This is a genomic window from Pseudomonas sp. GM84, assembly GCF_000282535.1.
GTDB lineage: Bacteria > Pseudomonadota > Gammaproteobacteria > Pseudomonadales > Pseudomonadaceae > Aquipseudomonas.
The window spans coordinates 1-26,393 of record NZ_AKJC01000182.1; the positions used below are offsets into that span (position 1 = coordinate 1).

General features: G+C 63.7%; 29 protein-coding genes. 13 read left to right on the top strand and 16 right to left on the bottom strand.

Annotated features, from left to right (window positions below):
- The 6 genes from PMI38_RS27930 to benA form a co-directional block, all read right to left on the bottom strand.
- Positions 1-105 (bottom strand): hypothetical protein (locus tag PMI38_RS27930; protein ID WP_008095619.1); only part of this gene is annotated, 105 nt, incomplete at its 3' end.
- 28 nt (positions 106-133) lie between these two features.
- A complete protein-coding gene (locus PMI38_RS15290) occupies positions 134-1,480 on the bottom strand; it encodes an MFS transporter (protein ID WP_008095620.1) in 1,347 nt (448 codons plus the stop codon).
- 51 nt (positions 1,481-1,531) lie between these two features.
- Positions 1,532-2,293, bottom strand: a complete 762-nt coding sequence (locus tag PMI38_RS15295; RefSeq protein WP_008095621.1) for a 1,6-dihydroxycyclohexa-2,4-diene-1-carboxylate dehydrogenase — start codon at positions 2,291-2,293, stop codon at positions 1,532-1,534.
- 134 nt (positions 2,294-2,427) lie between these two features.
- Positions 2,428-3,438: a benzoate 1,2-dioxygenase electron transfer component BenC gene (gene benC, locus PMI38_RS15300; RefSeq protein WP_008095622.1), complete on the bottom strand. Its 1,011-nt coding sequence runs from the start codon at positions 3,436-3,438 to the stop codon at positions 2,428-2,430.
- Between the two features lie 70 nt (positions 3,439-3,508).
- Positions 3,509-3,994 (bottom strand): benzoate 1,2-dioxygenase small subunit, encoded by a 486-nt coding sequence (benB, locus tag PMI38_RS15305; RefSeq protein WP_008095623.1) that lies wholly within the window; start codon positions 3,992-3,994, stop codon positions 3,509-3,511.
- The gene (gene benA / locus PMI38_RS15310; protein ID WP_008095624.1) at positions 3,991-5,349 is read right to left on the bottom strand and encodes a benzoate 1,2-dioxygenase large subunit; all 1,359 of its coding nucleotides are present in this window, start codon (positions 5,347-5,349) and stop codon (positions 3,991-3,993) included. Before benA ends, benB begins: the two co-directional genes overlap by 4 nt.
- Before the next feature lie 644 nt (positions 5,350-5,993).
- Here benA and PMI38_RS15315 point away from each other — a divergent pair.
- From PMI38_RS15315 to PMI38_RS15360, 10 genes are all read left to right on the top strand, one after another.
- The gene (locus tag PMI38_RS15315) at positions 5,994-7,055 is read left to right on the top strand and encodes a 3-deoxy-7-phosphoheptulonate synthase (RefSeq protein WP_008095625.1); all 1,062 of its coding nucleotides are present in this window, start codon (positions 5,994-5,996) and stop codon (positions 7,053-7,055) included.
- An 80-nt stretch (positions 7,056-7,135) separates the two neighbouring features.
- Entirely contained in the window at positions 7,136-7,417 is a 282-nt protein-coding gene (locus PMI38_RS15320; RefSeq protein ID WP_008095626.1) for a peptidylprolyl isomerase, read from the top strand.
- Between the two features lie 135 nt (positions 7,418-7,552).
- Positions 7,553-9,385 carry an extracellular solute-binding protein gene (locus PMI38_RS15325; protein WP_238540199.1) on the top strand — a complete coding sequence of 611 codons (1,833 nt, stop codon included), beginning with the start codon at positions 7,553-7,555 and terminating at the stop codon, positions 9,383-9,385.
- A complete protein-coding gene (locus PMI38_RS15330) occupies positions 9,382-10,440 on the top strand; it encodes a microcin C ABC transporter permease YejB (RefSeq protein ID WP_008095628.1) in 1,059 nt (352 codons plus the stop codon). Before PMI38_RS15325 ends, PMI38_RS15330 begins: the two co-directional genes overlap by 4 nt.
- Positions 10,440-11,456, top strand: coding sequence for an ABC transporter permease (locus PMI38_RS15335; protein ID WP_008095629.1), 1,017 nt, complete (start codon positions 10,440-10,442; stop codon positions 11,454-11,456). Before PMI38_RS15330 ends, PMI38_RS15335 begins: the two co-directional genes overlap by 1 nt.
- A gap of 48 nt (positions 11,457-11,504) precedes the next feature.
- Positions 11,505-12,275: a 3-hydroxybutyrate dehydrogenase gene (gene hbdH, locus PMI38_RS15340; protein ID WP_008095630.1), complete on the top strand. Its 771-nt coding sequence runs from the start codon at positions 11,505-11,507 to the stop codon at positions 12,273-12,275.
- 55 nt (positions 12,276-12,330) lie between these two features.
- On the top strand, positions 12,331-12,810 hold the full coding sequence (eco, locus tag PMI38_RS15345; protein WP_008095631.1) for a serine protease inhibitor ecotin: 480 nt from the start codon (positions 12,331-12,333) through the stop codon (positions 12,808-12,810).
- Between the two features lie 128 nt (positions 12,811-12,938).
- Positions 12,939-14,897: an acetoacetate--CoA ligase gene (locus PMI38_RS15350; protein WP_008095632.1), complete on the top strand. Its 1,959-nt coding sequence runs from the start codon at positions 12,939-12,941 to the stop codon at positions 14,895-14,897.
- A 37-nt stretch (positions 14,898-14,934) separates the two neighbouring features.
- Positions 14,935-15,210, top strand: a complete 276-nt coding sequence (locus PMI38_RS15355; RefSeq protein ID WP_008095636.1) for a peptidylprolyl isomerase — start codon at positions 14,935-14,937, stop codon at positions 15,208-15,210.
- Between the two features lie 135 nt (positions 15,211-15,345).
- Positions 15,346-17,733: an autotransporter family protein gene (locus PMI38_RS15360; protein ID WP_008095638.1), complete on the top strand. Its 2,388-nt coding sequence runs from the start codon at positions 15,346-15,348 to the stop codon at positions 17,731-17,733.
- Here the strand turns inward: PMI38_RS15360 and PMI38_RS15365 are convergent.
- Positions 17,730-18,353, bottom strand: a complete 624-nt coding sequence (locus PMI38_RS15365; protein WP_008095640.1) for a LysE family translocator — start codon at positions 18,351-18,353, stop codon at positions 17,730-17,732. The genes PMI38_RS15360 and PMI38_RS15365 overlap by 4 nt on opposite strands.
- A gap of 262 nt (positions 18,354-18,615) precedes the next feature.
- Positions 18,616-19,305: a metallophosphoesterase gene (locus PMI38_RS15370; protein ID WP_008095641.1), complete on the bottom strand. Its 690-nt coding sequence runs from the start codon at positions 19,303-19,305 to the stop codon at positions 18,616-18,618.
- A 74-nt stretch (positions 19,306-19,379) separates the two neighbouring features.
- Between PMI38_RS15370 and PMI38_RS15375 the strand changes: the two genes are divergently transcribed.
- Positions 19,380-19,895, top strand: a complete 516-nt coding sequence (locus PMI38_RS15375) for a DUF3016 domain-containing protein (RefSeq protein ID WP_008095644.1) — start codon at positions 19,380-19,382, stop codon at positions 19,893-19,895.
- Positions 19,896-19,914: 19 nt separating this feature from the next.
- Here PMI38_RS15375 and PMI38_RS15380 read toward each other — a convergent pair whose 3' ends face one another.
- Positions 19,915-20,415 (bottom strand): methylated-DNA--[protein]-cysteine S-methyltransferase, encoded by a 501-nt coding sequence (locus PMI38_RS15380; protein ID WP_008095646.1) that lies wholly within the window; start codon positions 20,413-20,415, stop codon positions 19,915-19,917.
- Between the two features lie 86 nt (positions 20,416-20,501).
- Positions 20,502-21,290: an LPS biosynthesis protein gene (locus tag PMI38_RS15385; RefSeq protein ID WP_043273721.1), complete on the bottom strand. Its 789-nt coding sequence runs from the start codon at positions 21,288-21,290 to the stop codon at positions 20,502-20,504.
- Between the two features lie 191 nt (positions 21,291-21,481).
- Here PMI38_RS15385 and PMI38_RS15390 point away from each other — a divergent pair, with 191 nt between their 5' ends.
- On the top strand, positions 21,482-21,682 hold the full coding sequence (locus PMI38_RS15390; protein ID WP_008095650.1) for a hypothetical protein: 201 nt from the start codon (positions 21,482-21,484) through the stop codon (positions 21,680-21,682).
- 186 nt (positions 21,683-21,868) lie between these two features.
- Complete coding sequence (gene osmE, locus PMI38_RS15395) at positions 21,869-22,231, top strand: osmotically-inducible lipoprotein OsmE (protein WP_008095652.1); 363 nt, start codon at positions 21,869-21,871, stop codon at positions 22,229-22,231.
- A 22-nt stretch (positions 22,232-22,253) separates the two neighbouring features.
- On the opposite strand, the gene PMI38_RS15400 is transcribed toward osmE, so the two are convergent.
- From PMI38_RS15400 to PMI38_RS15425, 6 genes are all read right to left on the bottom strand, one after another.
- Positions 22,254-22,613: a hypothetical protein gene (locus PMI38_RS15400; protein WP_008095654.1), complete on the bottom strand. Its 360-nt coding sequence runs from the start codon at positions 22,611-22,613 to the stop codon at positions 22,254-22,256.
- Positions 22,614-22,794: 181 nt separating this feature from the next.
- Complete coding sequence (locus tag PMI38_RS15405; protein WP_043273723.1) at positions 22,795-23,163, bottom strand: hypothetical protein; 369 nt, start codon at positions 23,161-23,163, stop codon at positions 22,795-22,797.
- A gap of 168 nt (positions 23,164-23,331) precedes the next feature.
- Entirely contained in the window at positions 23,332-23,760 is a 429-nt protein-coding gene (locus PMI38_RS15410) for an anti-virulence regulator CigR family protein (protein ID WP_008095655.1), read from the bottom strand.
- 158 nt (positions 23,761-23,918) lie between these two features.
- Positions 23,919-24,359: a CopD family copper resistance protein gene (locus tag PMI38_RS15415; RefSeq protein WP_008095657.1), complete on the bottom strand. Its 441-nt coding sequence runs from the start codon at positions 24,357-24,359 to the stop codon at positions 23,919-23,921.
- 9 nt (positions 24,360-24,368) lie between these two features.
- On the bottom strand, positions 24,369-25,556 hold the full coding sequence (locus PMI38_RS15420) for an NnrS family protein (protein ID WP_008095658.1): 1,188 nt from the start codon (positions 25,554-25,556) through the stop codon (positions 24,369-24,371).
- Positions 25,557-26,120: 564 nt separating this feature from the next.
- Positions 26,121-26,393, bottom strand: a 273-nt coding sequence (locus PMI38_RS15425; protein WP_008095660.1) for a DUF3077 domain-containing protein, incomplete at its 5' end; no start/stop codon positions are given.

Genomic DNA, 26,393 nt, shown 5'->3' on the forward strand with positions numbered 1-26,393 from the left:
CACCAGGGTCTGCTGTTGCATCGTGTGCATGGCCAGCTTGTGCGGGCGGATGGTCGGCAGGTCGACGATGATCGCGTCCAGCCGTTCGATGGTCGGGCTTGTCATGCAAAAGCTCCAGTTAGTCAGTGAAAAGTCAGGCCGTCGCCGCCTGGGCCTGGCGCCGGCCGCTGGCCAGGTGCACGGCCATGGCCAGCGCGGCGATGGCGCCGGGGATGGCGAAGGCGATGAAGTTGAGTTGCAGCGGCAGGTTGATGCCCATCAGCGCACCGCCAAGCAGCGGGCCGACGATGGCGCCGTTGCGGCCGATGCCCGAGGCCCAGCCCAGGCCGGTGGAGCGCACCGACAGGCCGTACAGCTGGGCGGCGCCGGCATACAGCAGGATCTGCGTGCCGATGGTGGTGGCGCCGGCGATGAAGATCAGCAGGTACAGCACCGGCATCGGGCTGTTGACGCCCAGCAGGCTGATCGACAGCGCTGCCGCCAGGAAAAACGCGACCTTGACCTTGACCAGGTTGTAGCGGTCGCCCAGCCAGCCGCCGAGGATCGCCCCGGCCATGCCGCCGAAGTTCAGGGCCAGCAGGAACGACAGGCTCGAACCCAGGCTGTAGCCGGCGTTGGCCATCAGTTTTGGTAGCCACGAACTGAGCGCGTAGACCATCAGCAGGCAGCAGAAGAACGCCAGCCACAGGGCCAGGGTGCGGGTGGCCAGGCCATTGCGGAACAGGTCGAGGACGGCGCTGAACTTGCCGGCCCTTTCGCGGGACGAGCCCGCTCCCACAGTCGAGGCCTGCAGGGTGTCGTCAGGTTGGATGTCGCAGGTTGGGTCGAGGCGTTTGAGCAGCTTGCGGGCTTCCTCGGTGCGGCCTTGGCGTACCAGGAAGCCAATCGACTCAGGCAGGTAGTAGAGAATCACCGGCAACAGCAGCAGCGGCACGGCGGCGGCGAAGAACATCGACTCCCAGCCGAAGCGCGGCAGCATGAAGATACCGACCCCCGCCGACAGCATGCCGCCCAGCGAATAACCACTGAACATGATCGCCACCAGGGTGCTGCGCAGGCGCTTGGGCGCATATTCGTTCATCAGCGCCACGGCGTTGGGCATCAGGCCGCCACAGCCAAGGCCTGCGATGAAACGGTAGATGCCGAATTCGCTCGGGCTGCTGGCGAAGCCGTTGAGGATGGTCGCCCCCGAGAACAAGGCGAAACAGATGGCGATACCTTTCTTGCGCCCGATACGGTCGGCCAGGCTGCCGAAGGCCAGCGCGCCGAACATCATGCCGAACAGCGCGTAGCTGCCCAGGGCGCCGGCCTGCAACGGGGTCAGGCCCCACGCTTTCATGATCACCGGCAAGACCACGCCGTAGATGAACAGGTCGTAGCCGTCGAAGATCAGCAGCAGGCCGCACCAGGCCATGACCATCCAGTGGAAGCGGCTGAAGCGGGCATTGTCGATGATCGGGTGCACGTCGAGTGTTCGCATGGCATCTGTCTCTCTTGTTGTTTTTGTGGAGAAAAAGCGTGCTGGGACTGCTCAGCCGAGGTCGCCGCCCCCTACCGGCAGGGTTACGCCGGTGATGTAGGAGGCCTCGTCGGACGCCAGGAAGAGGATCGCGCCGACCTGTTCGTCGATGCTGCCGTAGCGGTGCATCAGGCTGCTGCTCAAGGTCTGGTCGACGATCTGCTGGTACCAGGCCTTGTCCTGTTCGCTCTGCTCGGCGGTGTTGCGCGGCACCCGTCGCGCCGGTGCCTCGGTGCCGCCGGGTGCGGTGGCATTGACGCGGATGCCACGGCCGGCAGTTTCGAAGGCCAGGCACGCGGTGAGTGCGTTGACGCCGCCCTTGGCTGCGCCGTAGGGCACGCGATTGACGCCACGGGTAGCGATGGACGAGACGTTGACGATGGCGCCACTGCCGCGTTCGAGCATGTACGGCAGCGCGGCGTGGCAGCACCACAGGGTGGGGAACAGCGAGCGGCGTACTTCGGCCTCTATCTGCTCCACCGCGTAGTGCTCGAAGGGCTTGGCCCAGATAGTGCCGCCGACATTGTTGACCAGGATGTCGAGGCGGCCGAAGGTTTCGACCGCCGTGGCCATGACCCGGGCGCAGTCGGCGTGCTGTTCGAGGTCGGCGGTGAGGGTCAGCATGCCTTCGCCGGCCAGTTCGTGGACCAGTTCGGAGCGGTCTACTGCCACCACTTGCGCGCCTTCGGCCTTGAGCCGCCAGCACACGCCACGGCCGATGCCTTGGGCGGCGCCGGTGACCAGGGCGACTTTCTTATGGAATCTTGAATTCATCGGTATTTCTCCATGCCGAGGGAAACCCTGTGGGAGCGGGCTTGTCCCGCGAAGCAGGCGCCACGTTGAATGGCACGGGCTGCGCCCGTGTTCGCAGGGCAAGCCCGCTCCCACAAAAGCAGCACCGGTTAACCTCAAGCCGCCGCAGCAAACTTTTCGTAGTAGAAGTTGGCCGGGGTGATCCCCTGCTCGCGAACGTACTGGCTGACCGCCTCGACCATCGGCGGTGGCCCGCACAGGTACACATCGACATCGCCGTCATTGAGGTGGCGCGGCTCGATGTGCTGGGTCACGTAGCCCTTCTGCGGATACTGGCTGTCGGGGTTGGCCACACAGGCGCTGTAGGTGAAGTTGGGGATGCGCGCGGCCAGGGCCTGCAAGCGGTCCAGCTCGACCAGGTCGAAGTCGTTGGTGACCCCGTAGATCAAGTGCAGCGGGTGCTCGCTGCCCTGCTCGGCGATCTTCTCCAGCATCGCCGTGAAAGGCGCCAGGCCCGTGCCTCCGGCCAGCAGCAACAGCGGACGCTGGATCGGGCGCAGGTAGAAGCTGCCCAGGGGGCCGGCCAGGCTCATGCTGTCGCCGGCCTTGGCCAGGCTGGTGAGGAAGCTGCTCATCAGACCACCCGGCACGTTGCGGATCAGGAAACTGACCTCGCCATCCTTCTGCAGCGAGCTGAAGGAATAGGCCCGGCTCTGCTCGCTGCCGGGCACCTTGAGGTTGACGTACTGCCCCGGCAGGAACGCCAGGCGGCTCAGGGCCTCGCCCTTGATCGACAAGGCAATGGTGCTGGCCGACAGCTGGCGCACGTCGCTGATGGCCGCCTCGAAGCTGGCCTGTTCGGTCTTGCACAGCTGCGAGGACGCCGGAATGCGCACCACGCAGTCGCTTTCGGCGCGCATCTGGCAGGTCAGCACGTAGCCGTCGGCGATCTCCTCCTCGCTCAGGGCGTCTTCGATGAAGTTGTCACCCAGGTCGTAACGCCCGGATTCGGCCTTGCACTTGCAGGTGCCGCAGGCGCCGTCGCGGCAGTCCAGCGGGATGTTGATGCCTTGGCGGTAGGCGGCGTCGGCCACGGTTTCATGGCCGCTGGCCTCGATGAAGCGGGTGACCCCGTCTTCGAAATTAAGCGCGATCTGGAAGCTCATGTTGCACCTCGCGGGCGAGGCTGGCCACGGCGCGCCAACAGGCACACCGGGCAGCTCGCGTTGCCTCGATTCAGATGTGGTAGATGTCGATGACCTGACGCACGTAGTCGTTCTTCAGCACCACCTTCTTGGCCAGGATCAGCGGCTGCTCGCCGCGCAGGTCGAGGGTGTAGTAGCTGGTGCCGAAGTAGCTGTCGGTGGTCTTGTAGCGAAAGCTCAGGGTGTGCCAGTTGAAGCGCACCTGGCAGCTGCCCTCGCCCTGCTCGACGATCTCGATGTTGCTGATGTTGTGCGAGGTGCGGGTGTCCGGCACGGTCGCGCTGGAACGCTCGGTCTTGATGCGGAACACCCGGTCCTCGAGACCTCCCCGATTGCCGTACCAGATCAGCGAGATCTCGCTTTGCGGGTCCTCGGTGAGGCGGTCGTTGTCGTCCCACGACGGCATCCAGAAGCTGGCATCGCTGGCGTACAGCTCCAGCCACTGGTCCCACTGGGCATCGTCCAGGTAGCGCGCTTCGCGGTAGAGGAAGTCGCGCACGGTTTCATGAAGGCTCATTGCACGGCCTCCACGGGGATCAGTGGCTGCTCGTCTTTGAGCGCCTGGATCATGGTTTCCTGCCAGTACTTGTGCTGCAGCACGAACAGGCCCTCATCCTCGGTGCGCACGCCCGACAGCAGCGGCTTGAGTGCGATCTCCCGGGCGGCCTCGTCGGCGCCCTCGACCCAGTGCGCGGCGCCGCGCGACATGTCGTTCCAGCCGGTGCCGCCGCCGTAGCCGGTCTGGCAGGAGCGGAACTCCTCAAGATCGTCCGGGGTGGCCATGCCGCTGACATTGAAGAAGTCTTCGTACTGGCGGATGCGCTTGGCGCGGGCATCGGCGCTCTCGCCCTTGGGCGCGATGCAGTAGATGGTGATCTCGGTCTTGTTCACCGAAATCGGCCGGGCGATGCGGATCTGCGAGCTGAACTGGTCCATCAGGTAGACGTTCGGGTACAGGCACAGGTTGCGCGAGTTCTCGATCATCCAGTCGGCACGGGCCTGGCCGAAGTCGGCAGCGAGCTGATCGCGGCGCTCGTAGGCGGGGCGATCCTCGGGGTTGGCCCAGCGGGTCCAGAGCAGCAGGTGGCCGTGGTCGAAGGAATAGAAGCCACCGCCCTGCTTGGCCCAGGCACCGGCACTCATGGTCTTGATCTCGTCGCCCGCCTCGCGCTGCTTGCGCTGGTTCTGGGTGGCGGCGTAGTTCCAGTGCACGGAACTGACGTGATAGCCGTCGGCACCGTTCTCGGCAGTGAGCTTCCAGTTGCCTTCGTAGATGTACGAGCTGGCACCGCGCAGCACTTCCAGGCCTTCGGGCGACTGGTCGACGATCATGTCGATGATCTTGGCCGACTCGCCCAGGTGCTCGACCAGGGGTTTGACGTCGGCGTTGAGGCTGCCGAACAAAAAGCCCCGGTACGACTCGAAACGGGCGACCTTGGTCAGGTCGTGGGAGCCGTCGCAGTTGAAGCTGTCCGGGTAGCCGGCGTTGCTCGGGTCCTTGACCTTGAGCAGCTTGCCGCTGTTGTTGAAGGTCCAGCCGTGGAACGGGCAGGTATAGCTTGAGCGGTTGCCGCGCTTGTGCCGGCAGAGCATGGCGCCGCGGTGGCTGCAGGCGTTGAGGAAGGCATTGAGCTCACCGTCCTTGTTGCGCGCGATGAAGATCGGCTGGCGCCCCATGGTCAGGGTGAGGAAGTCGTTTTTCTCGGGGATCTGGCTTTCGTGGGCCAGGTAGATCCAGTTGCCCTCGAAGATGTGCTTCATCTCCAGGTCGAACAGGCGTGGGTCGGTGAACATCTCGCGCTTGCAGCGGTAGATGCCCTGTTCACGGTCGTCCTCGAGCATGGCATTGAGGTAGTCGAATCCCAGGGACATGGCCAGGGTCTCCATTGTTATTGTTCAGACCGGGTCAGGTTAGGGCTGGCGGGCTGGCGGCAATATCCGCTGGTTGCAAAGCGCTATCCGTTTTCTGCAAGCCAAGGCACAAATGATCGACCCCATAGCATTTATCCATTGAACGCGGCCCATCACCTGAAGTAAGCTCGGGCTCATTCACTGGAGAGCAACATGCCGAAACACACCCGCAACCACGCCAACCACACCGGTCGCACCCTGCGCCCTGTGCTGGCCGTTGCTGGCTGCAAGGCAACTGCTGGCTTTTATTTCGGGTATTGGTTTAGCCACTAGGCGCCGATACCCACACGGCGCCCACCTTCGAGGGGCCGCCGAACATGAGAATACTCAAACCCCCGGTCGGCTCCCCGACCGGGGGTTTTGCTTTTCAGGCCTTTGACAATTACCGATTCATCTTGAGGACAGATTCATGAACTACGCCACTTATTACTACGCAAGCACCTACGCCTGGCGATTTAGCCAATCCCGTTCGGGCCAGCCTGCCGCCTCCGATCGGTCCATCACGGGTGGCAATGCTGCAGACAATCAATCAACGACTAGTCGAACACCTCGATAGGGCCGACCACGCGGGCCAGAACCCGCCGTCCGCCCAGGGAACCTACGCCATGCACGCTTCGAACCTCGCTCTGCCCCTGACCCAACCGCAGGCTGCCAACACCACCGTCAGCCAGCGCCTGCCCAGCCCGCACCTGCTCAAGCAGCAGATGCCGCTGCCCACCGAGCTCGCCCAGCAGGTCCACAGCCACCGCCAGGCTATCCGTGACATTCTCGAAGGCCGAGATGAACGCTTGCTGGTGATCGTCGGCCCGTGCTCGATCCACGACCCACGTTCGGCCCTGGAATACGCCGACCGCCTGGCCGCCCTCAGCCGCGAAGTCGACGACAAGCTGCTGCTGGTGATGCGCGCCTACGTGGAAAAGCCCCGTACCACGGTGGGCTGGAAGGGCCTGGCCTACGACCCGCACCTGGACGGCAGCGACGACATGCATGCCGGCATCGCCCTGTCTCGTGGCTTGATGCTGAACATGATCGAACGCGGCCTGCCGATTGCCACCGAACTGCTGCAGCCCATGGCGGCCGGCTACTTCGATGACCTGCTGGGCTGGGCCGCGATTGGCGCGCGCACCACCGAATCGCAAATCCACCGGGAAATGGTCAGTGGCCTGCAGTTGCCGGTCGGCTTCAAGAACGGCACCGACGGTGGCGTGGCGATTGCCTGCGATGCCATGCGCAGCGCAGCAGCCCCGCACCGCCACTTCGGCATGGATGCGCAGGGTCACCCGGCGATCATCGAGACCCTGGGCAACCCGGACACCCACCTGGTGCTGCGCGGTGGCCACAAAGGCCCGAACTACGATGCCAACAGCCTTGCCCAAGCCCGCCAGGGGCTGGCCAAGGCGGGCCTGCAGGCGCGGATCATGGTCGACTGCAGCCACGCCAACAGCGGCAAGGACCCGGCGCGGCAACCGGCCGTGTTCGAAGAGGTGCTGGCCCAGCGTCTGGCCGGTGACACTTCGATCGTCGGGATGATGCTCGAAGGGCACCTGTTCGATGGCTGCCAGGCGCTGGGCAAGGGCCCGTTGAAGTACGGCGTGTCGATCACCGACGGTTGCCTGGGCTGGACGGCGACCGAAACCCTGCTTCGCGGTGCAGCCGCGAGCTTGTAGGAAACACGCGGCAAGCCTTGCGAGACATTTCCCAAGCAAGTGCGCTAGGCTTGCCCTTTTCACCCCAAGGAGTAGTACCCATGGCACGCGCCACTGCCCGCCACATCCTCGTTAGCTCTGAAGAAAAGTGCAACGAACTGAAAGCCCAGATCGAAGCCGGTGCCGACTTCGCTGAAATCGCCAAAGCCAACTCCACCTGCCCGTCCAGCCGTCAAGGCGGTGACCTGGGCTCGTTCGGTCCAGGCCAGATGGTCAAGGAGTTCGACACCGTGGTCTTCAGCGCGCCGCTGAACACCGTGCAAGGCCCGGTCAAGACCCAGTTCGGCTACCACCTGCTGGAAGTGACCAGCCGTCAGGACTGAGTCCGACCCTTGACGCTGTCTACTGTGGGAGCGGGCTTGTCCCGCGAATGCGCCAGCAAGGTCAACGATGCCGTTGCTGCTGGCGCTTTCGCGGGACAAGCCCGCTCCCACAGTGGCCTACTGGGTTTGCACCTTTTGTGTACAACCCTGCTGCCTTTATTGGTCAGCCTTGCGCTACCTGCCAACGCCGCCCCTACCCACGCCCTCACCGTCTACGGTGAAGCCCCCCGCTACAGCGCAAGCTTCCGCCACTTCGACTACGTCAACCCCGACGCCCCCAAGGGCGGCTTGATGCGCCGCTCGGCCATCGAGATTGGCCAGTTCGACCACATCCTGCCGTATATCGACAAAGGCACCGGCGTCAGCGAGGTCGATGGCTGGCTGTATGCACCGCTGGCCGTGCGTTCGTTCGATGAGCCCTACACCGTCTATGGCCTGATTGCCCAGCGCATGGAACGGGGCCCGGATGACGCCTGGCTGCGCTTCGAAATCGACCCACGGGCCACGTTCGCCGATGGCAAGCCGGTGCGCGCCGAAGACGTGCGCTTCACCTTCGACAAGCTGATGGCCCAGGGCAGCCTCAAGTACCGCACCCAGTTCGCCGATGTCGCCGGCGTCACGGTGGAGAGTGCCCACCGGGTTCGCTTCGACCTCAAGCAACCCCACGGCCGTACCCTGGCCCTGGACCTGGCGAGCCTGCCGGTGCTGCCCGAGCACGACTGGCCCGACCGCGACTTCGCCAACGGCGCCGGTTTCGCAAAGCCCATCGGCAGTGGCCCCTACCGTATCGGCCGCATCGACAACGGCCGCAGCATCACCTTCGAGCGCGACCCGAACTGGTGGGCCCGGGACCTGCCGGTCAGCCGTGGCCGCTACAATTTCGAACGCATTCGCATCGAGTACTTCGGCGACACCGAAGTCGCCCGCCAGGTGCTCAAGGGCGGCGGCTACGACTACAACCGCGAGTTCTCCGCCACCGCCTACACGCTCGGCTACAACGGCGCGCAACTGGACGACGGTCGCCTGCAGCGTGCCCACCTGGGCCCGGCCAAGCCGCAGACTGCCCAGGGCTTCGTGTTCAACCTCGACCAGCCTCAGTTCAAGGACCGCCGCGTGCGCCAGGCGCTGGCCATGCTCTGGGACTTCGAATGGAGCAACCGGCAGATGATGCGCAATATGTACATCCGCCAGCAGAGCGTGTTCGCCAATACCCCGCTGGCCGCCCGCGCGCTGCCCGACGCCGAGGAGCTGAAACTGCTCGAACCCTTGCGCGGCAAGGTGCCTGACGAGGTGTTCAGGCAGGTGTTCAGCGCCCCGGTCACCGATGGCTCGGGCATCATCCGCCCGCAACAGCTGCAGGCGCTCGCCCTGTTGCAGCAGGCGGGCTGGAACCCCGACGGTGATCGCCTGGTGAACGCCGGGGGCCAGCCACTGGCATTCACCTTCCTCAATGGCCAGTCCGGCATGGAGCGCCTGCTGCTGCCCTGGAAGCGCAACCTGGCGCAGATCGGCATCACCCTGAACATCCGCAATGTCGACTCGGCCCAGTACATCAACCGGGTGATGGCCCGCGACTACGACATGATCGTCACCGGCTACCCGGTCACCCTGTCGCCGGGCGCCGAGATGTACAACTACTTCGGCTCCGCCGCGGCCCACGACCCCGGCTCGAACAACCTGATGGTGCTGCAGGACCCGGCGGTGGACCGCCTGGTCGACGGCCTGGTCCGCGCCAGCACCCAGGCCGACATGCTGCGCCACGCCCATGCCCTGGACCGGGTGCTGCAGTGGAACTACTACTGGGTGCCCAACTACTACCCGCCCGGCAGCTCGACCGTGTGGTGGAACCGCTTCGGCCTGCCCAAGGTCCAGCCCGCCTATGACGAGGGGCTGGACAGCTGGTGGGAGATCAGCCCGGACGCGCTGACCAACGAGCAAATGGCCGAACGCCAGAAGGCCACGCCATGACCGCCTACATTCTGCGCCGCCTGCTGCTCATCATTCCCACGTTGTTGGCGATCCTGCTGGTCAATTTCGCCATCGTCCAGGCCGCACCGGGTGGTCCGGTGGAGCAGGCTGTCGCACGTTTGCAAGGCCTGGGTGGCGGCGCACCGGGTGCCCGCGCGGAGGTGGTGCACAGCGAGTCTCGCGCCACCCGGGGCCTGGACCCGAAGCTGATCGAGGAGATCAAGCGCCAGTACGGCTTCGACAAGTCCGCCAGCGAGCGCCTGTGGCTGATGCTCGGCCAGTACGCCCGGCTGGATTTCGGCCAGAGTTTCTTTCGCGGTGCCAAGGTCACCGACCTGATCCTCGACAAGCTGCCGGTAACCTTGTCGCTGGGCTTCTGGGCCACGCTGATCACTTACCTGGTGTCGATCCCGCTGGGCATCCGCAAGGCGGTGCGCCACGGTAGCCGCTTCGATGCCTGGAGCAGTGCGCTGATCGTGATCGGCTATGCCCTGCCCTCGTTCCTGTTCGCCCTGTTGCTGATCGTGCTGTTCGCCGGCGGCACCTCGTTGAACTGGTTCCCGGTGCGCGGGCTGGTGTCGGAGGACTTCGACCAACTGAGCTTGCTGGGCAAGCTCGCCGACTATTTCTGGCACCTGGTGCTGCCCGTCGGAGCGCTGGTGATCGGCGGCTTCGCCACCCTCACCCTGCTGACCAAGAACGCCTTTCTCGACGAAATTTCCCGCCAGTACGTGGTCACCGCCAAGGCCAAGGGCCTGAGCGAACGGCGCGTGCTCTACGGCCATGTGCTGCGCAACGCCATGCTGCTGGTGCTGGCCGGGTTGCCGCAGGCGCTGATTACCGTGTTCTTTGCCGGCTCGCTGCTGATCGAGGTGATCTTCTCGCTCGATGGCCTGGGCCGTCTGAGCTATGAGGCGGCGGTATCGCGTGATTATCCGATCGTGTTCGGCACCTTGTTCATCTTCACCTTGGCGGGCTTGTTGATTCGCCTGATCGGCGACCTGTCCTATACCCTGCTCGACCCACGCATCGACTTCGACGCGAGGACGCACTGATGCTCTCGCCGGTTTCTCATCGCCGCCTGCAACGCTTTCGCCGCAACCGCCGTGGCTGGATATCGCTCTGGCTGTTCGCCGGCCTGTTGCTGCTGAGCCTGGGCGCGGAACTGGTGGCCAACGACAAACCGCTGTTGCTTGGCTACAAGGGCGAACTGTACGTCCCGGCACTCAAGCGCTACACCGAGCAGCAGTTCGGTGGCCAGTTGCCGTTCCAGCCGGACTACCGAAGTGCTTATGTCCGCCAGCTGATCGAGGGCCAGGGCGGCTGGATGCTGTTCGCGCCGATCCCGTTCAGCGCCGACACGCCCAACTACGATCTGCAGGTGCCCACCCCGAGCCCGCCGAGCACCCGCAATTGGCTGGGTACCGATGACCAGGGCCGCGACGTGCTGGCGCGGGTGCTTTATGGCACGCGGATATCACTGCTGTTCGCCTTCGCCCTGACCGTGGTCAGCGTGCTGGTGGGCGTGGTCGCCGGCGCCCTGCAGGGCTATCACGGTGGCTGGGTCGACTTGCTCGGCCAGCGCCTTCTGGAGGTGTGGTCGGGGTTGCCGGTGCTGTACCTGCTGATCATCCTCAGCGGTTTCGTCGAGCCGGACTTCTGGTGGCTGCTGGGGATCATGGCGCTGTTCTCCTGGTTGACCCTGGTCGATGTGGTGCGCGCCGAGTTCCTGCGTGGACGCAACCTGGAATACGTGAAGGCCGCACGCGCACTGGGACTGCCAGACAGCCAGGTGATGCTGCGGCATATCCTGCCCAATGCGATGAATGCCACCCTGACCTATGTACCGTTCATGCTCACCGGCGCGATCACCACGCTGACGGCGCTGGACTTCCTGGGCTTCGGCATGCCGGCCGGGAGTGCGTCGCTGGGCGAACTGGTGACCCAGGGCAAGCAGCACCTGGAAGCGCCATGGCTGGGCTTCACCGCGTTCTTTGCACTGGCGGTGATCCTGTCGCTGCTGGTGTTCATCGGCGACGCCCTGCGCGAGGCGTTCGACCCAAGAAGCTGATAGTCCAAAAAGCTAGGTCCCAAAAGCTAAGTCCAAGGAGATGTTTGCATGACACTCAAAGGCAAGACTGCACTGGTTACCGGCTCCACCAGCGGCATCGGTCTGGGGATCGCCCAGGCACTGGCGCGCGCTGGCGCGAACATCCTGCTCAACGGGTTCGGCGACCCGACACCGGCCTTGGCCGCCATTGCCGAGCACGGGGTGAAGGTTGCGCACCACCCGGCCGACCTGTCCGACGTGGCCCAGATCGAGGCGCTGTTCGCCCTGGCCGAGCGGGAATTCGGCGGGGTCGACATCCTCGTCAACAACGCCGGCATCCAGCATGTGGCGCCGGTCGAGCAGTTCCCGGTGGAAAGCTGGGACAAGATCATCGCCCTGAACCTGTCGGCCGTGTTCCATGGCACGCGCCTGGCCCTGCCCGGCATGCGTGCGCGCAACTGGGGGCGGATCGTCAACATTGCCTCGGTGCACGGGTTGGTCGGTTCCACCGGCAAGGCGGCGTATGTGGCGGCCAAGCATGGGGTGGTTGGCCTGACCAAGGTGGTGGGCCTGGAAACCGCTACCAGCAACGTCACGTGCAACGCCATCTGCCCCGGTTGGGTGCTGACCCCGCTGGTGCAGAAACAGATCGACGATCGCGCCGCCAAGGGCGTCGACGCGCAGCAAGCGCAAGCGGATCTGCTGGCAGAGAAGCAACCGTCGTTGTCCTTCGTCCCCCCCGAGCACCTGGGCGAGCTGGTACTATTCCTGTGCAGCGAGGCCGCAAGCCAGGTCCGCGGCGCCGCCTGGAACGTCGATGGCGGCTGGTTGGCCCAATGACGGGCAGCCTGGGCCTGGCGGCGGTCTTGCACCTGTTCAATTGCAAGGAGGCCCTATGCGCCCAACCCAAATGTCCGCGATGTTCGCCCTGGCCCTGGCGGCCGCCGCCCCGGTGATGGCTGCCAGCCTGAAAGACGTCGCGCCCTATCCTGAGGCCGAAAAAGGCTTTACCCGGCAGGTGATCCACCTGCCGGCACAGGCCGATGAGTCGACCCACAAGCTTGAAATCCTGGCGGGCAAGACCTTGCAGGTCGACTGCAACCGTCAACGCCTGGCAGGCAGCCTGGAGGAACGTACCCTGGAAGGCTGGGGCTACACCTACTACCGCCTGGACAAGGTCGGTGGCCCGGCCAGCACCCTGATGGCCTGCCCGGATGGCAAGAAGACCGAGGCATTCGTGCCTGTGGTCGGCGAAGGTTTCATGCTGCGCTACAACAGCAAGCTGCCCGTCGTGGTCTATGTGCCGGACGGCGTCGAAGTACGCTACCGCGTATGGTCGGCCTCCGAGGACGTGCAAAAGGCCAAGGCGGAGTAAGCATCCCCGCTATCCTGTAGGAGCGGATTGATCCGCGAAGAGGCCGTGGATTCACCGCCCACTTCGCGGGTGTCGCTGTCCGCCAGCCCCGCCCCTACAGGGCCCGGCCCCACGTCTGGAGGTTCGGCATGAACGATGTGCTCTGGCGCCCCTCCCCGGCGCAAATCAAAGCCAGCCGGATGGATGCCTTCCGCCGCCGGGTCAACCTGCGCTACAACCTGCAGCTCGATGATTACGCTGACCTGCACCGCTGGAGCATCGAGCAGCGTGCAGCCTTCTGGCAGACCCTTGCCGACTATTTCCAAGTCCTTTGGCATACCCCGCCCACCCAGGTGCTCAGCGAAGGCGCGCAGATGCCCGATGCCCGCTGGTTCGCCGATGCCACGCTGAACTTCTCCGAACACCTGTTGCGCCGCCGTGACGACCGCCCAGCCGTGATTGCCGTACGCGAGGACGGTCGGCGCCGGTCCTTCAGCCATGCACAGCTGGCCGCCGAGGTCGCCGGGTTGCAGCAGGCCTTCAAGGCCATGGGCATCGTGCCGGGGGACCGCATTGCCGCGGTCATGCCCAATACCTGGGAAACCCTGGTCGCGATGCTGGCCTGCACAAGCCTCGGCGCGGTCTGGTCGGGCTGCTCGCCGGAGTTCGGCGTGCACGGCATCATCGACCGTTTCGGCCAGATCGAGCCGAAGCTGCTGATCGTCTGCGCGGGCTACCAATACGCCGGCAAGGCGATCGACCAGGTCGACAAGATCAACCAGGTCTGCGAGCAGCTGCCGGGACTTGCACATCTGATCGTGGTGCCCTACACCCGCGAGCACACCCGTGCCGAGGACTTCAACGCGGCCCAGGTCAGCCTGTGGGATGACGTCTACCAGCCAGGTGGAGTCCCCGTCTTCACCCCGCTGCCGTTCGACCACCCGCTGTACATTCTCTACTCCAGCGGCACCACCGGCGTGCCCAAGTGCATCGTCCACCGGGCTGGCGGTGTACTGTTGCAGCACCTCAAGGAACACGGCCTGCACAACGACCTCAAGGCCGACGAGGTGCTGTTCTACTACACCACCTGTGGCTGGATGATGTGGAACTGGCTGGCCAGCGGCCTGGCCGTCGGCGCCACGCTGGTGCTGTATGACGGCTCACCATTGCACCCAGGCGCCGAACGGCTGATGGACCTGATCGACGCCGAAGGCATCCACGCCTTCGGCACCAGCGCCAAGTACCTGGCCACCCTGGAACAGCAAGGCTTGCACCCAAGGCACAGCCATCGCCTGGACAGCTTGAGGCTGTTGCTCTCCACGGGCTCGCCGCTGTCGCCCCACACCTACGACTACGTGTACGGCAAGATCAAGGGCGACCTGTGCCTGGCGTCGATGTCAGGCGGCACCGACATCGTGTCTTGCTTCGTGCTGGGCAACCCGACCCTGCCGGTGCGCCGTGGCGAGATCGCCTGCAAGGGCCTGGGCATGGCCGTGGAGGTCTGGAACGAGCACGGCCAGCCGGTGATCGGGGAAAAAGGCGAGCTGGTGTGTACCCGCAGCTTCCCGTCGATGCCCCTTGGGTTCTGGCATGACGAAGATGGCAGCCGTTACTTCGAGGCCTACTTCAGCCAGTTCCCCGGGGTCTGGGCGCAAGGCGACTATGCCGAACTTCGCCCCAGCGGCGGCATGGTCATCCATGGCCGCTCCGATGCCGTGCTCAACCCTGGCGGGGTGCGCATTGGCACGGCGGAAATCTACCGCCAGGTGGAAAAGGTCGAGCAGGTACTGGAAAGCGTGGCCATCGGCCAGGATTGGCAAGGCGATGTCCGGGTGGTGCTGTTCGTGCGCCTGCGTGAGGGCCTGCAGCTCGACGAGCCGCTGCGCCAGCGCATTCGCCAGGTGATCCGCCAATACACCACCCCGCGCCATGTGCCGGCCGTGATCGTCCAGGTCGACGACATGCCGCGCACCGTCAGTGGCAAGCTGGTGGAGCTGGCCATCCGCAACGTGGTGCACGGCCTGCCCGTGAAAAATACCGACGCGCTGGCCAATCCCGAGGCGCTGGAGCAGTTTCGCGACCGCACGGAGCTGCGTGATCAGGCATAATGGCGGCCTTTTTTTTGCCCCGAAGCACAGGTGTCCCATGAAAGCTCAAGCCCGCCACATCCTGGTCAAGACCGCTGACGAAGCCGAAAAGCTCAAGCAGCGCATCGCCAACGGCGAGGCCTTCGACGTGCTGGCCAAGAAATTCTCCACCTGCCCGTCGGGCAAGCGCGGCGGCGACCTGGGCGAAGTACGCCCTGGGCAATTGGTGGGTGCCATCGACCAGGTGATCTTCAAGAAACCCTTGCGTGTGGTGCATGGGCCGATCAAGAGCAAGTTCGGTTATCACCTGGTGCAAACGTTCTATCGCGACTGATAGCCATTGGCTACCTAGCATTTTTGCCAGTTGCCGATTATCCGGTAATTACCTACAACTCCGGCAGGGCCGGAACTGCGCCCGATGGCGCGGTTCCAGCGGTGGTCCATCCTACATGGACTCGGAGACCTGCCGATGCGTTATTCACGCCTGCTTGCCCCTGCCGCTCTTCCTCTACTCACCCTGCCCCTGCTTGGCCATGCCCAGGACCTGCGAGTTTCCGCTGGCGATACCTTGGGGCCTGTGGTGCAGACCCAGGCCATCGATGACTTCACCATGACCGGCGGGACGATCCAGTCGCTGAACCAGGGTGAAAGCTTTGACACGTTCAACATGTCCGATGGGCGCATCGTCGGCGCTTTCGAAGATGGCGACCGGGCCGTTTTCAGCGGCGGGCGCATCGGCCGCGTGGACCTCAAGCTCGCCGACAACTTCTTCGAGATGTCCCAGGACACGGCCGTCGCCACGGCGATCGATGGCAACCTGGTGAGCGGGTTCGGCAACGACACCATCATCCTGCGCGGTGGCACCATCGGCGGCAACATCAGCACCAGTGGTGGCGTGGACAACATCTCTATCACGGGTGGGACGTTGAGCGGCAATGTCCTTGCCAGCGCCGGGAATGACGTCTTCAGCTGGTCCGGAGGCAGCATTGGTGGCCGCGTCGACATGGGCCTGGGGGATGATCAGGCGACGATCAGCAACCTCGACGCCAGTACCTTGACCGCCACCCTTGACGGTGGCGATGGCAATGACAGCCTGCGCTTTGCCAACAGCGAAATCGTCGGCGGCGCCCTGTATCCCAATTGGGAAACAGTCAACGTAGGCGAAAACAGTCGCCTCACCCTCGATGACAGCCTTGTCTTGGGGGACGCCAGCAGTGGCAGAGGGTCGTTGAACCTCGATGCCAGCAGCACCTTGTTCTCTCGTCAGGGCACCGTGACAGCATTCACCCAGGGGCAACGTGCGGCGGTAGTCAACGCCGGCACGATCGACCTCGGCGGCGGTAATGACGCCCAGGGCCGGCTCACCATCAATGGCGATTACCAGGGCAATGACGGCGTGCTGCGGGTCAATAGCGTGCTGGCCGGTGATGGCGCACCGTCCGACCGGCTGGTGGTCAGCCAGGGCGCCATCGGTGGCAGCACCCGCCTGCTGGTCAACAACCTCGGGGGCGCGGGGGCTGCGACGCCGCAAAACGGCATCCAGGTGGTCGAGGCGCGGGACGGCGCCACCAGCAGCAACACCGCCTTCGTCCAGACCCAGACGCTGTCGGCAGGCGCCTATGATTACCGGTTGTTCAAGGGCGGTGTCACCGCAGGCTCCGAGAACAGCTGGTATCTGCGTTCGACGCTGGTAGCGCCACCCGCACCCGCAGCAACGCCGGCACCTACACCGACACCGACACCGACACCTCCTGAGCCTGGCACGCCGATCGAGGAGCCTGGCATTCCGCCCGAGGCCCCGCAGGCGCCGACCGAGCAGCCCGCAGCAACACCGCCCGTGGCGGCCCCCGCGCCGGGCCAGCCCGATCTGCCGCCTCCGGTGGCCGCTGCCAGCTTGCCGCTGTACCGGCCCGAAGTACCGGTTTACGCCGCCGCGCCACGCGGCGCCGCGATCATCGCCCGCCAGGCCCTCGGCACCTTCCACCAGCGCCAGGGCGACCAACAACTGCTCAAAGGCCAGGGCGGCGTGCCTGCCAGCTGGGGCCAGGCGTATGGCGGCAACCTGCGCCAGCAATGGAGTGGCACGGTCGCCCCGAGCCTGGATGGCGACCTGTATGGCTTCAAGGTCGGCCAGGACCTGTATGCCAAGGTCAGTGACGGGGGGTATCGCCATCATGTCGGCGTGTATGTCAGCCACAGCCGCCTGGAAGGCGACATCAAAGGGTTTGCCCTGGCGAGGGAGGACCGCAGTGTCGGTGACCTGAGGCTCGATGGCGACAGCGTCGGCGGGTACTGGACGCTGGTTGGGCCAGCGCGCGGCTACGTGGATGCGGTCGTGCAGTACACGCGCCTGGACGGCCGTGCCCGCTCCGACCGCGGCGACCAGCTGGACATCGACGGCGACGCCTGGAGCGCCTCGCTGGAATCCGGTTACCCGATCCACCTGTCCGAACGCTGGAGCCTGGAGCCACAAGCGCAGTTGATTGCCCAGAAAGTCTCGCTGGACAGTGCCAACGACAGCGTTTCGCATGTCAGCCATGACGCCCAGCTCGAGCTGACCGGTCGGCTGGGTATGCGTCTGGAGGGCGCCTTCACAGGTCGCGGTGGGCATTTGCTGCAGCCTTATGCGCAGCTCGACCTGTGGCACGGCGACGGGGGCCGCGACACGCTGACGTTCGATGACGTGGACAAGATCAAGACCGATTACCGCTACACCTCGGTGCAGCTCGAAGGGGGCCTGGTCGCCCAGGTCAATCCGGCGCTGAGCCTGCACGGCGGCGTGCAGTACAGCAGCAACCTGGACAGCCGCCAGCAGGAAGCCAGCGGCGTGAACCTGGGGGTGCGCTGGCAGTTCTAGCGGCGTGCGGCCAGCAGCCCGAGGCCGGCACACCCCAGCAGCGAGGCGCTGACCCGGTTGAACAGCCGGCGCGGCCCTGGTTGGCTGAACCAGCGCTGCATATACGCACCGAGGCCGGCATAAATAGCGATGGCGGCCCATTCCAGCAGCAGGAACAGCACGCCCAGCCAGAGGAATTGCTCACTCACCGGCGTGGCGCTGCCTACCGAAACGAACTGCGGCAGGAAGGCGGTGAAGATCAAAATGGCCTTCGGGTTGCCGGCTGCCACCCAGAATTCCTGGCGCGCCAAGCGCCAGGTCCCGCGGGGATGGTCGCTGGCCACCACCGCCTCGCCCACCTGGGCGCGCCACAGTTGCCAGGCGATGTAGAACAGGTAGGCCGCGCCAACCACCTTGATTGCCAGGAACAGGTATTCGCTGGTGTGCAGCACCACGGCAAGGCCCATGGCCGCCAGGGCGATCATGCCGCTGAAGGCGACGAGGCGCCCACCACCGGCCACACAGGCCACGCGCAGCCCGTAACGGCTGGCGTTATGCAGCGACAGCAGGTTGTTCGGCCCCGGCGCCATATTCAGGGCGAAGCAGGCAGGGATGAAAAGCAACAGGCTCGAGAGATCCATTTGGGTATTCCTGATGTTCAGGCTCACATTCAGACGACTAGCGGCTGCAGGGTCAAGATACAGCCAGCAGCAAAAACTGTACGGGCCCCAGCCCCGCTGCCACGCGGCCTGGCAAGGCACCTATCGCGGTTCGCTTGAAGCGCCGCGAGCACCGATAGCCAAACAATATCAGCTACCCGCCGTGGTCGATCTATACCTGCTCTTGGCACGTAACACGTGCCCAGGTGCAAGGAGCCCTGCGCGATGGAAGCGGAGTCCGAGGTCACGCTGCGGGAGTGACCACCGTCAGGCTTGCCAGGTCCAGCAAGGTGAAATGTCCGCTGGCCCAGCCGCCGGTATCCAGGTGCCAGACATTGCCCAACCGCTTGGCCTGCATCACCGGCGTGTGCCCGACCAGCAAGGCGCGCAGCCCGGCGACGGGCTCGGTATCACCGTCCTTGAGACGCTGCCGAGACCATTGGCAAACCTCCCGAACACGCGCGTCGTCATCGAACAGCAGGCTCTCGCGCAAGGCGGCCCAGTCGTTGAACGGGCTGTCTGCATGCAGCACGCCGACCAACCCGGCTGTCGTCTGTACCTCCAGGGCAATGGGCAGTTGCAGGAACTGTTCGACGAACACTTCCTGCTCATGCCTGGGCAGGTCGAGAAACCAGCCGCCTCCGGCCGCACGGTACATCTCCAGGTCAAGGCGCCCTCCGTACAGGTAGGTTATCGCCAACGACTCGTGATTGCCCTGCACCGCGTGGAACCAGGGTTTGGCCAGCCACGCCAACGCTTCGGCGCTGTGCGGGCCACGGTCGACCAGGTCGCCGACACTGATCAGGCGGTCCGTTTCAGGGTCGAAATTCGCTCGATCCAGGCACTGTTGCAGGCGCTGAAAATGGCCGTGGATGTCGCCCACGGCCAGGTCGCGTCCCTTGCTGTTGGCGGCTATGCGCCGAAACCGGCTCATTACAATCTTCCTCAGCTGCCGCATCCGGGCAGGCGTAAAATGGAGCGAAACGCAGTACGCCCCGGAGGTGCATGATGCGTAACACCCTTGTGTGTGCCGTGCTCATGGCGCTCTCTCTGAACAGCATGGCACAAGGCACCTCACCTGCGCAGGTCGAGGTGCGTTTCGATCATCCGGAAAAATTTCGCGACGCCAGCCTGGACAGCGCCGGCTACGAACGCGGCGCCGACGACTACGTGATGAAGACCCTCACCCAGTATCTGCAGACGCTTGGCCAGCGCTACCTGCAGCCAGGCCAGCAGCTGGTGATCGACATCCGTGACATAGACCTGGCCGGCCGTTTCGAGCCGTGGCACAGCCGCGCCTACGATGTGCGCTTCATGCGCGATATCACCTGGCCGACCATCGACCTCAGCTACACGCTCAGCCAGCCCGGTAAACCGGACCAGCAAGCCCAGGAGCGGGTCAGCGACAAGATGTACCTCAGCCGCCCAGGCCGCATGGCCAGCAGCAATGACCGCCTGTACGCCGAGAAGGCCATGTTGAACGACTGGTTCCGCCAGCGCTTCGCCCCGCACCCAGCCACGTGAATGGCAGGTGGGGCGTCGATCAGAAGTCCAGGGCCAGGCTCTGGCGCCCTTCCAGTGCCAGCAGGTACTGCTTGGCCGGCAAACCACCGGCAAACCCGGTCAGGCTACCGGAGGCACCGATCACCCGGTGGCAGGGCGCGATGATCGAAATCGGGTTGCGCCCGTTGGCCGCGCCCACCGCACGCACGGCGCTGGGGTTGCCGATCTGCCGGGCGATATCGCTGTAACTTCGGGTCTGGCCAAAAGGTATGGTCAACAACGCGGCCCACACCTGGCGCTGGAACTCGGTGCCGGCAAAATCCAGCGCAAGTTCGAAGCGCTGGCGGGTGCCGGCGAAGTACTCGCCCAGCTGTCGCGCCGTCTCGCGCAAGATCGGGTGCTGGTCATCCCGGTGCAGTTCACCCAGGCGCACGCGGTTTTCACGCTCTTCTTCCCACAGCACGGCAGCAAGCCGTTCGCCGCGAGCCACCAGCGTCAAGGTGCCGACCGGGGATTGCAAAAGGGTGAAGGCACAAGACATAGAGCGGTTTTCCATGGCAAAACACGTTCTGCGCACTCTAACGCCGCACGCTGGCTGGCGCACCCCGTTTCTTGTGCGGCAAATCCTCAAAGAGCGATGCGACGTGCTTCAGCCAGGTCGATCCTGGGGATCAACGAGGGGGGAATGCGCGAGGTCGCAGACAGGTTGTAGACACGGAAATGCGCGTTTACCACCTGCTGGGCCATCAAGGTCAGCGACGGCAGGATGCGGCTCTCCCAGTGCTGATCGAGCCCACAGGGCGAGCGCTCCCCCGCGCCGCTCTCATAAAAGCGACCCGCGTTCTGGTCGAGATCCACGCCCACCAGCAGCACCTGCTCGAAACCCAGGTGATAAGCCAGCTGCAGGGCGACGTAAGCCACCGTGCGCGCATCGTAGTAGCCGTTCGACATGTCTTTGCTGAAGGCGATCGAACGCGCCCGTTTGCTCCAGATCGAACGGTTGCAGACATGCCTGTCGCCATGCCCGCGCAAGCCGTCCAGCACACCTGGGTTCTCGGCCTTGTGCAAGGGATAGCACTGTGTGTCGGGGGGCACGTCGGCATCGACGAACTGTTCCGGCCACAGCGCCAGGCGTTGGCTGTCGCGCAAGGCCTGGGCAAACAGTGCCGGTTGTTGCTTGCGAAAGCTCTTGTCGGTGCAGACATAAAAGAACGGTTTCACGCCACACGCCGCGGTAAGTGAGACTGATCCATTCATGGCAATCACGGGCAGGTGAGCGAACTCTGCCAGCGGGAACTGTTTGGCAGAAGCGCCCGAGGCAAGAATGATCACGGGGCCCTTCTGGGTATTGCGACACGCCTCGAAACTGCAGAACGCCCCGCGTTCCGCATTGCGCTGCGACGGAAGTGTGTTCATCGGGTACATCATCAGGTCTGAATTATTTCAACAGGATACGCGCCCCAGAGCCTTCGGAGAACTCTTTTGGAAAACGCCTGCAGGATTCGACCAATGAGTCTTGTTTCGCAAGTCCAAATATTCATGAGCAACCTTGATGGTTACCCACGCACGAACTAATACTTAGGTCTCTGCCTGGGGAGGCACGAAACATGCAACCAAGATTCGTTATCGTTCCGGCTGTGCCGATCGAAAAGGAGTCTTTTCGCGTCGGTAGCAGGTATTACGCGGCGACCGTATGCGGTGGCTTCGACATCTATGACAACCACGCGAAGGAGCGCCTGAAGCCCAGTTACCCCAGCAAGACCGCTGCAGAACTGCAATGCCAGCGCTTGAACAAAACTGACGAGTAAACACTGCGGGGGCATTGAACCGGCTGATAGATCAGCCCGTGTCCGGGCCAGTTCCTGCCCCCGCTGATCAACCGCCGGGTAACTGCGGCTAGCCGTTACGCCGGGTGCGGCGGTACAAGCGTATGATGAAGAGCCGACTGGATCGATGAAGTGCCTTGCCGGCGTTCTCAATACGGGAGCACTGTCATGAACAAATCGACATACGCATTGATGTTCGCCTTGTCAGCGTTGGCCGGGTGCTCGACCAACGCCTCGCTCTACCAGGACAATCCGCTGGTGTCGAAAGTGAATACCGGGATGAGCAAAGATCAGGTCATGCAAATCGGTGGCAAGCCCGATGCAGTGTCCGACCGCACAGTCGTACCGGGTACGTGTTTCGACTACATGCTGGCCAAGTCAGGCCAGAAACAACCCTTCAACGTCAGCTTCGACGCCAACGGCAAGGTCGACAAGACCGATTTCATGACCTGTGCCGAATGGAGCAATGCGCAATACAGGGCCAGGCAGCCGCTGCCAAGCATGGGCGGTGTGGGAGGTTCTGGTTACTAGCGACCGCGCGGGTCGCCAGGGATCACTCCAGACAATCCCTTGCGGCCTGGCGCAGTTTGTCGCCCGACAGGAAGCTCCCTTTGTAGAAGGTGGCACGGCTACCTTCGCGGTACTCGACAACTTCCAGCACCTCGTCCGAGGTGACCGCGCTGGGCGCAATCAGCCGGTAGCCATGGGCGATGGACTTCTGCGTGGTGAGCGGCGCCACTGCCTGCCATTTTGGCAACACACAGGCCGCATATTCGCTGGGCGTCTTGTGAGTAAGCTTGCTGGCCGTCGGCTTTCCGGGATTGGCACAACCCACCAGGCTGACACCCAGAGCGGCACAGAAAAGAATACGAAAATTGAGCATTTGCAATTGACCGATAAGGACCTGACGCATTTTAACCACGCTCTTGGCAAAGTACTAATCAACCAAGGTAGTGCACACGCAAGACTTCCGTCGAATTCAAAACGCCGGCAACTCCCGTAGAATCCACGGCGCTGATGGATCAGCACCCATCACAAAAAGCCCGCACTCCAGAGGGCGGGCTTTTTGTTCTACCTTGCTACAGCAACAGCCGCTACGCTTTCGAGCACATCAGCGCAGCATCGAGCAGTCGCCCATGGTCATACCAGGCATCCCGTTGATAGGCTGTGAATTGCCGATGCGCACCAGACCCCTGCAGCTCTATAAGGCCGTTGGCCTTATTGGGATCCTTGCTATCGACGAAGAGCTTGACCGAATCACCCGTTCCGACTTCGAACGTAGTTGCATCGCTCTGCAATTCGCCTTTTACGCACCCCAGGTAATCAGGTGCGCTTCTTTGGGTGGTGCCTGAGGTGTAATCGTGGCCCGCCCGGACATCAGGGTTTTGTGCACATCCCGTCATGAAGATCGTTGCAAAGGCCGACATCAATATTGCGCTTGCTAGCGGCGTTGAGCGCTTCACGCGACACACTCCTGCCCCCCATCAAACAGGTCGAACAAGTAGCGAATGCGTGTAACCCTTGTTTTAGTTTTGTGATCATCCATATTACCCCTCAACCTGTATGGGCAATATGCTTGTTCGCTATATCTGTCAGGGAGCATCCCCGGAAGACGGCAGCGCCTGGCTCACTCAATCCAGCGCGCGATCCAGCACCTCATAGATGATCCCGGTGGCAACGGCAACGAGGATCAGATCGGCGCCCGCTTGCATCCACTCGTAGCCCTCATAATAGGGAAGCTGGCTTATCAATCTGCCATCGAGCTTCTTGGCGATACCGGGCGGTAGCGGTTTTCCGCGAGCCAGGTTTTTCTTGATACCTGGGGGCAACGCTTTTCCCGGCGTCCAGTAGCTGCGGTATCCGCTCAGGATGCCAAGTACATCACCTCGATCTATTGAAGGCGCTCCATGCTTATCATCGTAGGCAGCGCTGCTCTTGTTGCCACCTGAGTTCCCGTGGCCTTGTCCCTTGCCTTTACCGGGGTCCGCGAATGCCAGGCAAGGGCCCAGTGCCAATGCAATTGAAGTGACTGCTGCAACGGCAAATCGACGCGTCGCCATGTGTGTTTCCTTGCGTATAGGGAAGTAGCCGCACTGTAGACGATGCTCGAAACATCGCTACGTACCGCGGTTTTGACGGTGTTCGACCGTTACAGTAAAGGCCAAGTTCACTCAGGGAGCGAATCCTCGTTCAGGGCCGGGGTCCTTGCTGACGACACCTACCAGCTCAGCAGAAACATCGCCTTGGCCAGGAACAGGATGCCCAGCATCTGCAGCAGCACGCTGAGGTGGATCAGCCGTGAACGTGCCGGGGTCATGCGGCCTGTGCGCATCAGGAAGACCACGCCGAGGAAATGCCCGAGGATGCTCAAGGCCAGGCAGATCTTCACCGTCAGTAGCGTACCGAAGCTGCTGGCGAAGGGTTCGGCCAGCGCGGCGCGATAATGCCAGGCCAACCCCAGGCCGGCCCCAAACAGCACCAGCACCACCCAGTGCATGACCTTGCGCGCCCGTTGCCCCAGCGCCGTGGACAGCTGCTCGCGCGGCCCGGGCTCCAGGCTGCGCGCAGCCCGGCTGAGGATCATCACTTCGAAGAACACGCCACCGATGAAGAAGGCGGCAGCGGCCAGGTGAGCGAACTTCAGCAGCAGGTAGACCATTTCAGCTCCTCATCCGGGATGACCGTCGGCGCGGGTGCGACATAGCATGGGGGCGTAGCGATAGAGGTACAGGCCGAAGGCGCAGGCCCAGCAGGTGGCCGACAGCCACAGCGACGGCACATACAGAAATCCGACGGCGAAGACGCGGAACAGACCGCCCAGGTTGAGGAGCAAGAAGGCCAGGGCCAGCCCGGGCGGCAATTCCAGCGGCCTGCCGGTATGCCCCAGCGACACCCGCGCCAACATCGCCAGAATCATGCCGCCCGTGGCACCGACCGTCAGCGCATGCAGCGCCTGGCTGGCGCCGGCGATCAGCCCGCCATGCCAGAGCGCCATGCCCATGCAGGCGACGACAATCCACGCATAGGCCAGATGCAGCGACCACAGCAGCGGCACGCGCAACAGACCGGCATCGAACCAGCGCACCAGGCGGATGCCATGACCGAGCGCCAGCGCGGCGAATGGCAACGCCAGCCATGGCTGCGGCGCCAGTCCTGCACCGGCGGCATACAGGACAGCCAGCAACGCGGTGAGCCCCAGCAGCGCCCAGTCCAGCCAAGGCCAGGGCTGGACCATGGCCGCCCGCCCCAATCCGCGCTGGGTGAAGAAGGGAATCACTCGGCCACCGATCAACCCCATCATTGCCGCCACCAGCCAGACGGAGGCCCAGACGCCCTGCCGCTGCCAGCTATCCTGCCCCTGAGCGACCCCGACGAGCGCCAGCAGGTCGGCCAACGTGAACAGGGCCAGCACGGCGACAACCGGGTAGTTGCGGCGCTGGCGCACCGCCCAGAGCAGGCGAGCCATGACCCCTGTCGCCGCGACCAGGAAGGCTACGTTGGCCAGGATCAGCAACGCAGGCGAACCCAGCCACCAGGCCAGCCGGGACAACATCCAGATGGCCACCAAAGCGGCCAGAGGCTTGCCGGACAGGCTGGGCTGACCCGTCCAGGTTTGCACTGCGGTGAGCAGGAAGCCGACGATGATGGCACCGGCAAAGCCGAACACCAGTTCATAGCGATGCCAGGCCAGCCATCCGCCCATGGGCTGTGGCAGAGCCTGCATGCCCAGCAATGCGGTGATCCAGAGAGGAATCGCTAGAAGCGCGAGCAGGCTGCCCAGCAGGAAGAAAGGTCTGAAGCCGAGCCGAAACAGCGGTGGTACGCGCATGGCCTTACGTGCATCGAGAATCTGCATGATTCATCCTCCAGCGGCATTGGCATCATGCCAAATCCAGTTGCGCCACCCGTGATCGGAGTCAAGGAGTGATCACAATGAAGAGGTGTCCGCAGTAGGTACCTACCCTGCTGCGCAGAACACCGAGCGCTGGACGTTTGTAATACGCCTTCTCGAACCCAATTGCCACGATACCCCGGTTCGGGGTGTGGCTGAGCCCGCGAGTGGGTCAAACGAGGAGCTTCAGAAACACTAAAGTCGCTACCAGATCCAGGATCAGCACAGCAGCTACAACGAAGATCATGTAAAAACAGTCATCCTGAGTCATTGTTGCCTCTGCACTGTGATCAATGTTTCTGAATCACAGCAATTCCCATTCCAACATCCTGTCGCATCCGAACAGGGATGCGCGGCGAGGGAATCAGCTGATTGGGCTGCTATCGACAAAAAGCTGCCAGCTGTCCAAAGGAATTTTGTCGATACCGGCCTCATCGCCGGCAAGCCGGCTCCCACAGGTACGCCACCGGTTTCAAGCACTGGGGTGAACCTGTGGGAGCTGGCTTGCCAGCGATAGGGCCCTTGAGGTCAATGCAACCGGTTCCTGGCCATCTCGATATCGTTCATCAACGCCTTGGCCAAGGCACTCAGGTAGTCCGCTGCGCCCAGCAACTTGTGTTCATCCTCCATATCGCCCTCGCGCACCAGGTGCTTGATATAGCCCAGCAGTATCGAAACCTGCTCGTAGGCATCCTCGATAGGTATGCCCGGCTGTACCCGCAGCAGATCAATCGGCGGGTTGCCGACATCGAGGAAGGTCTCCACGCCGGCGGTGGTGAGGACTTTGGGGTCATCCGCCAT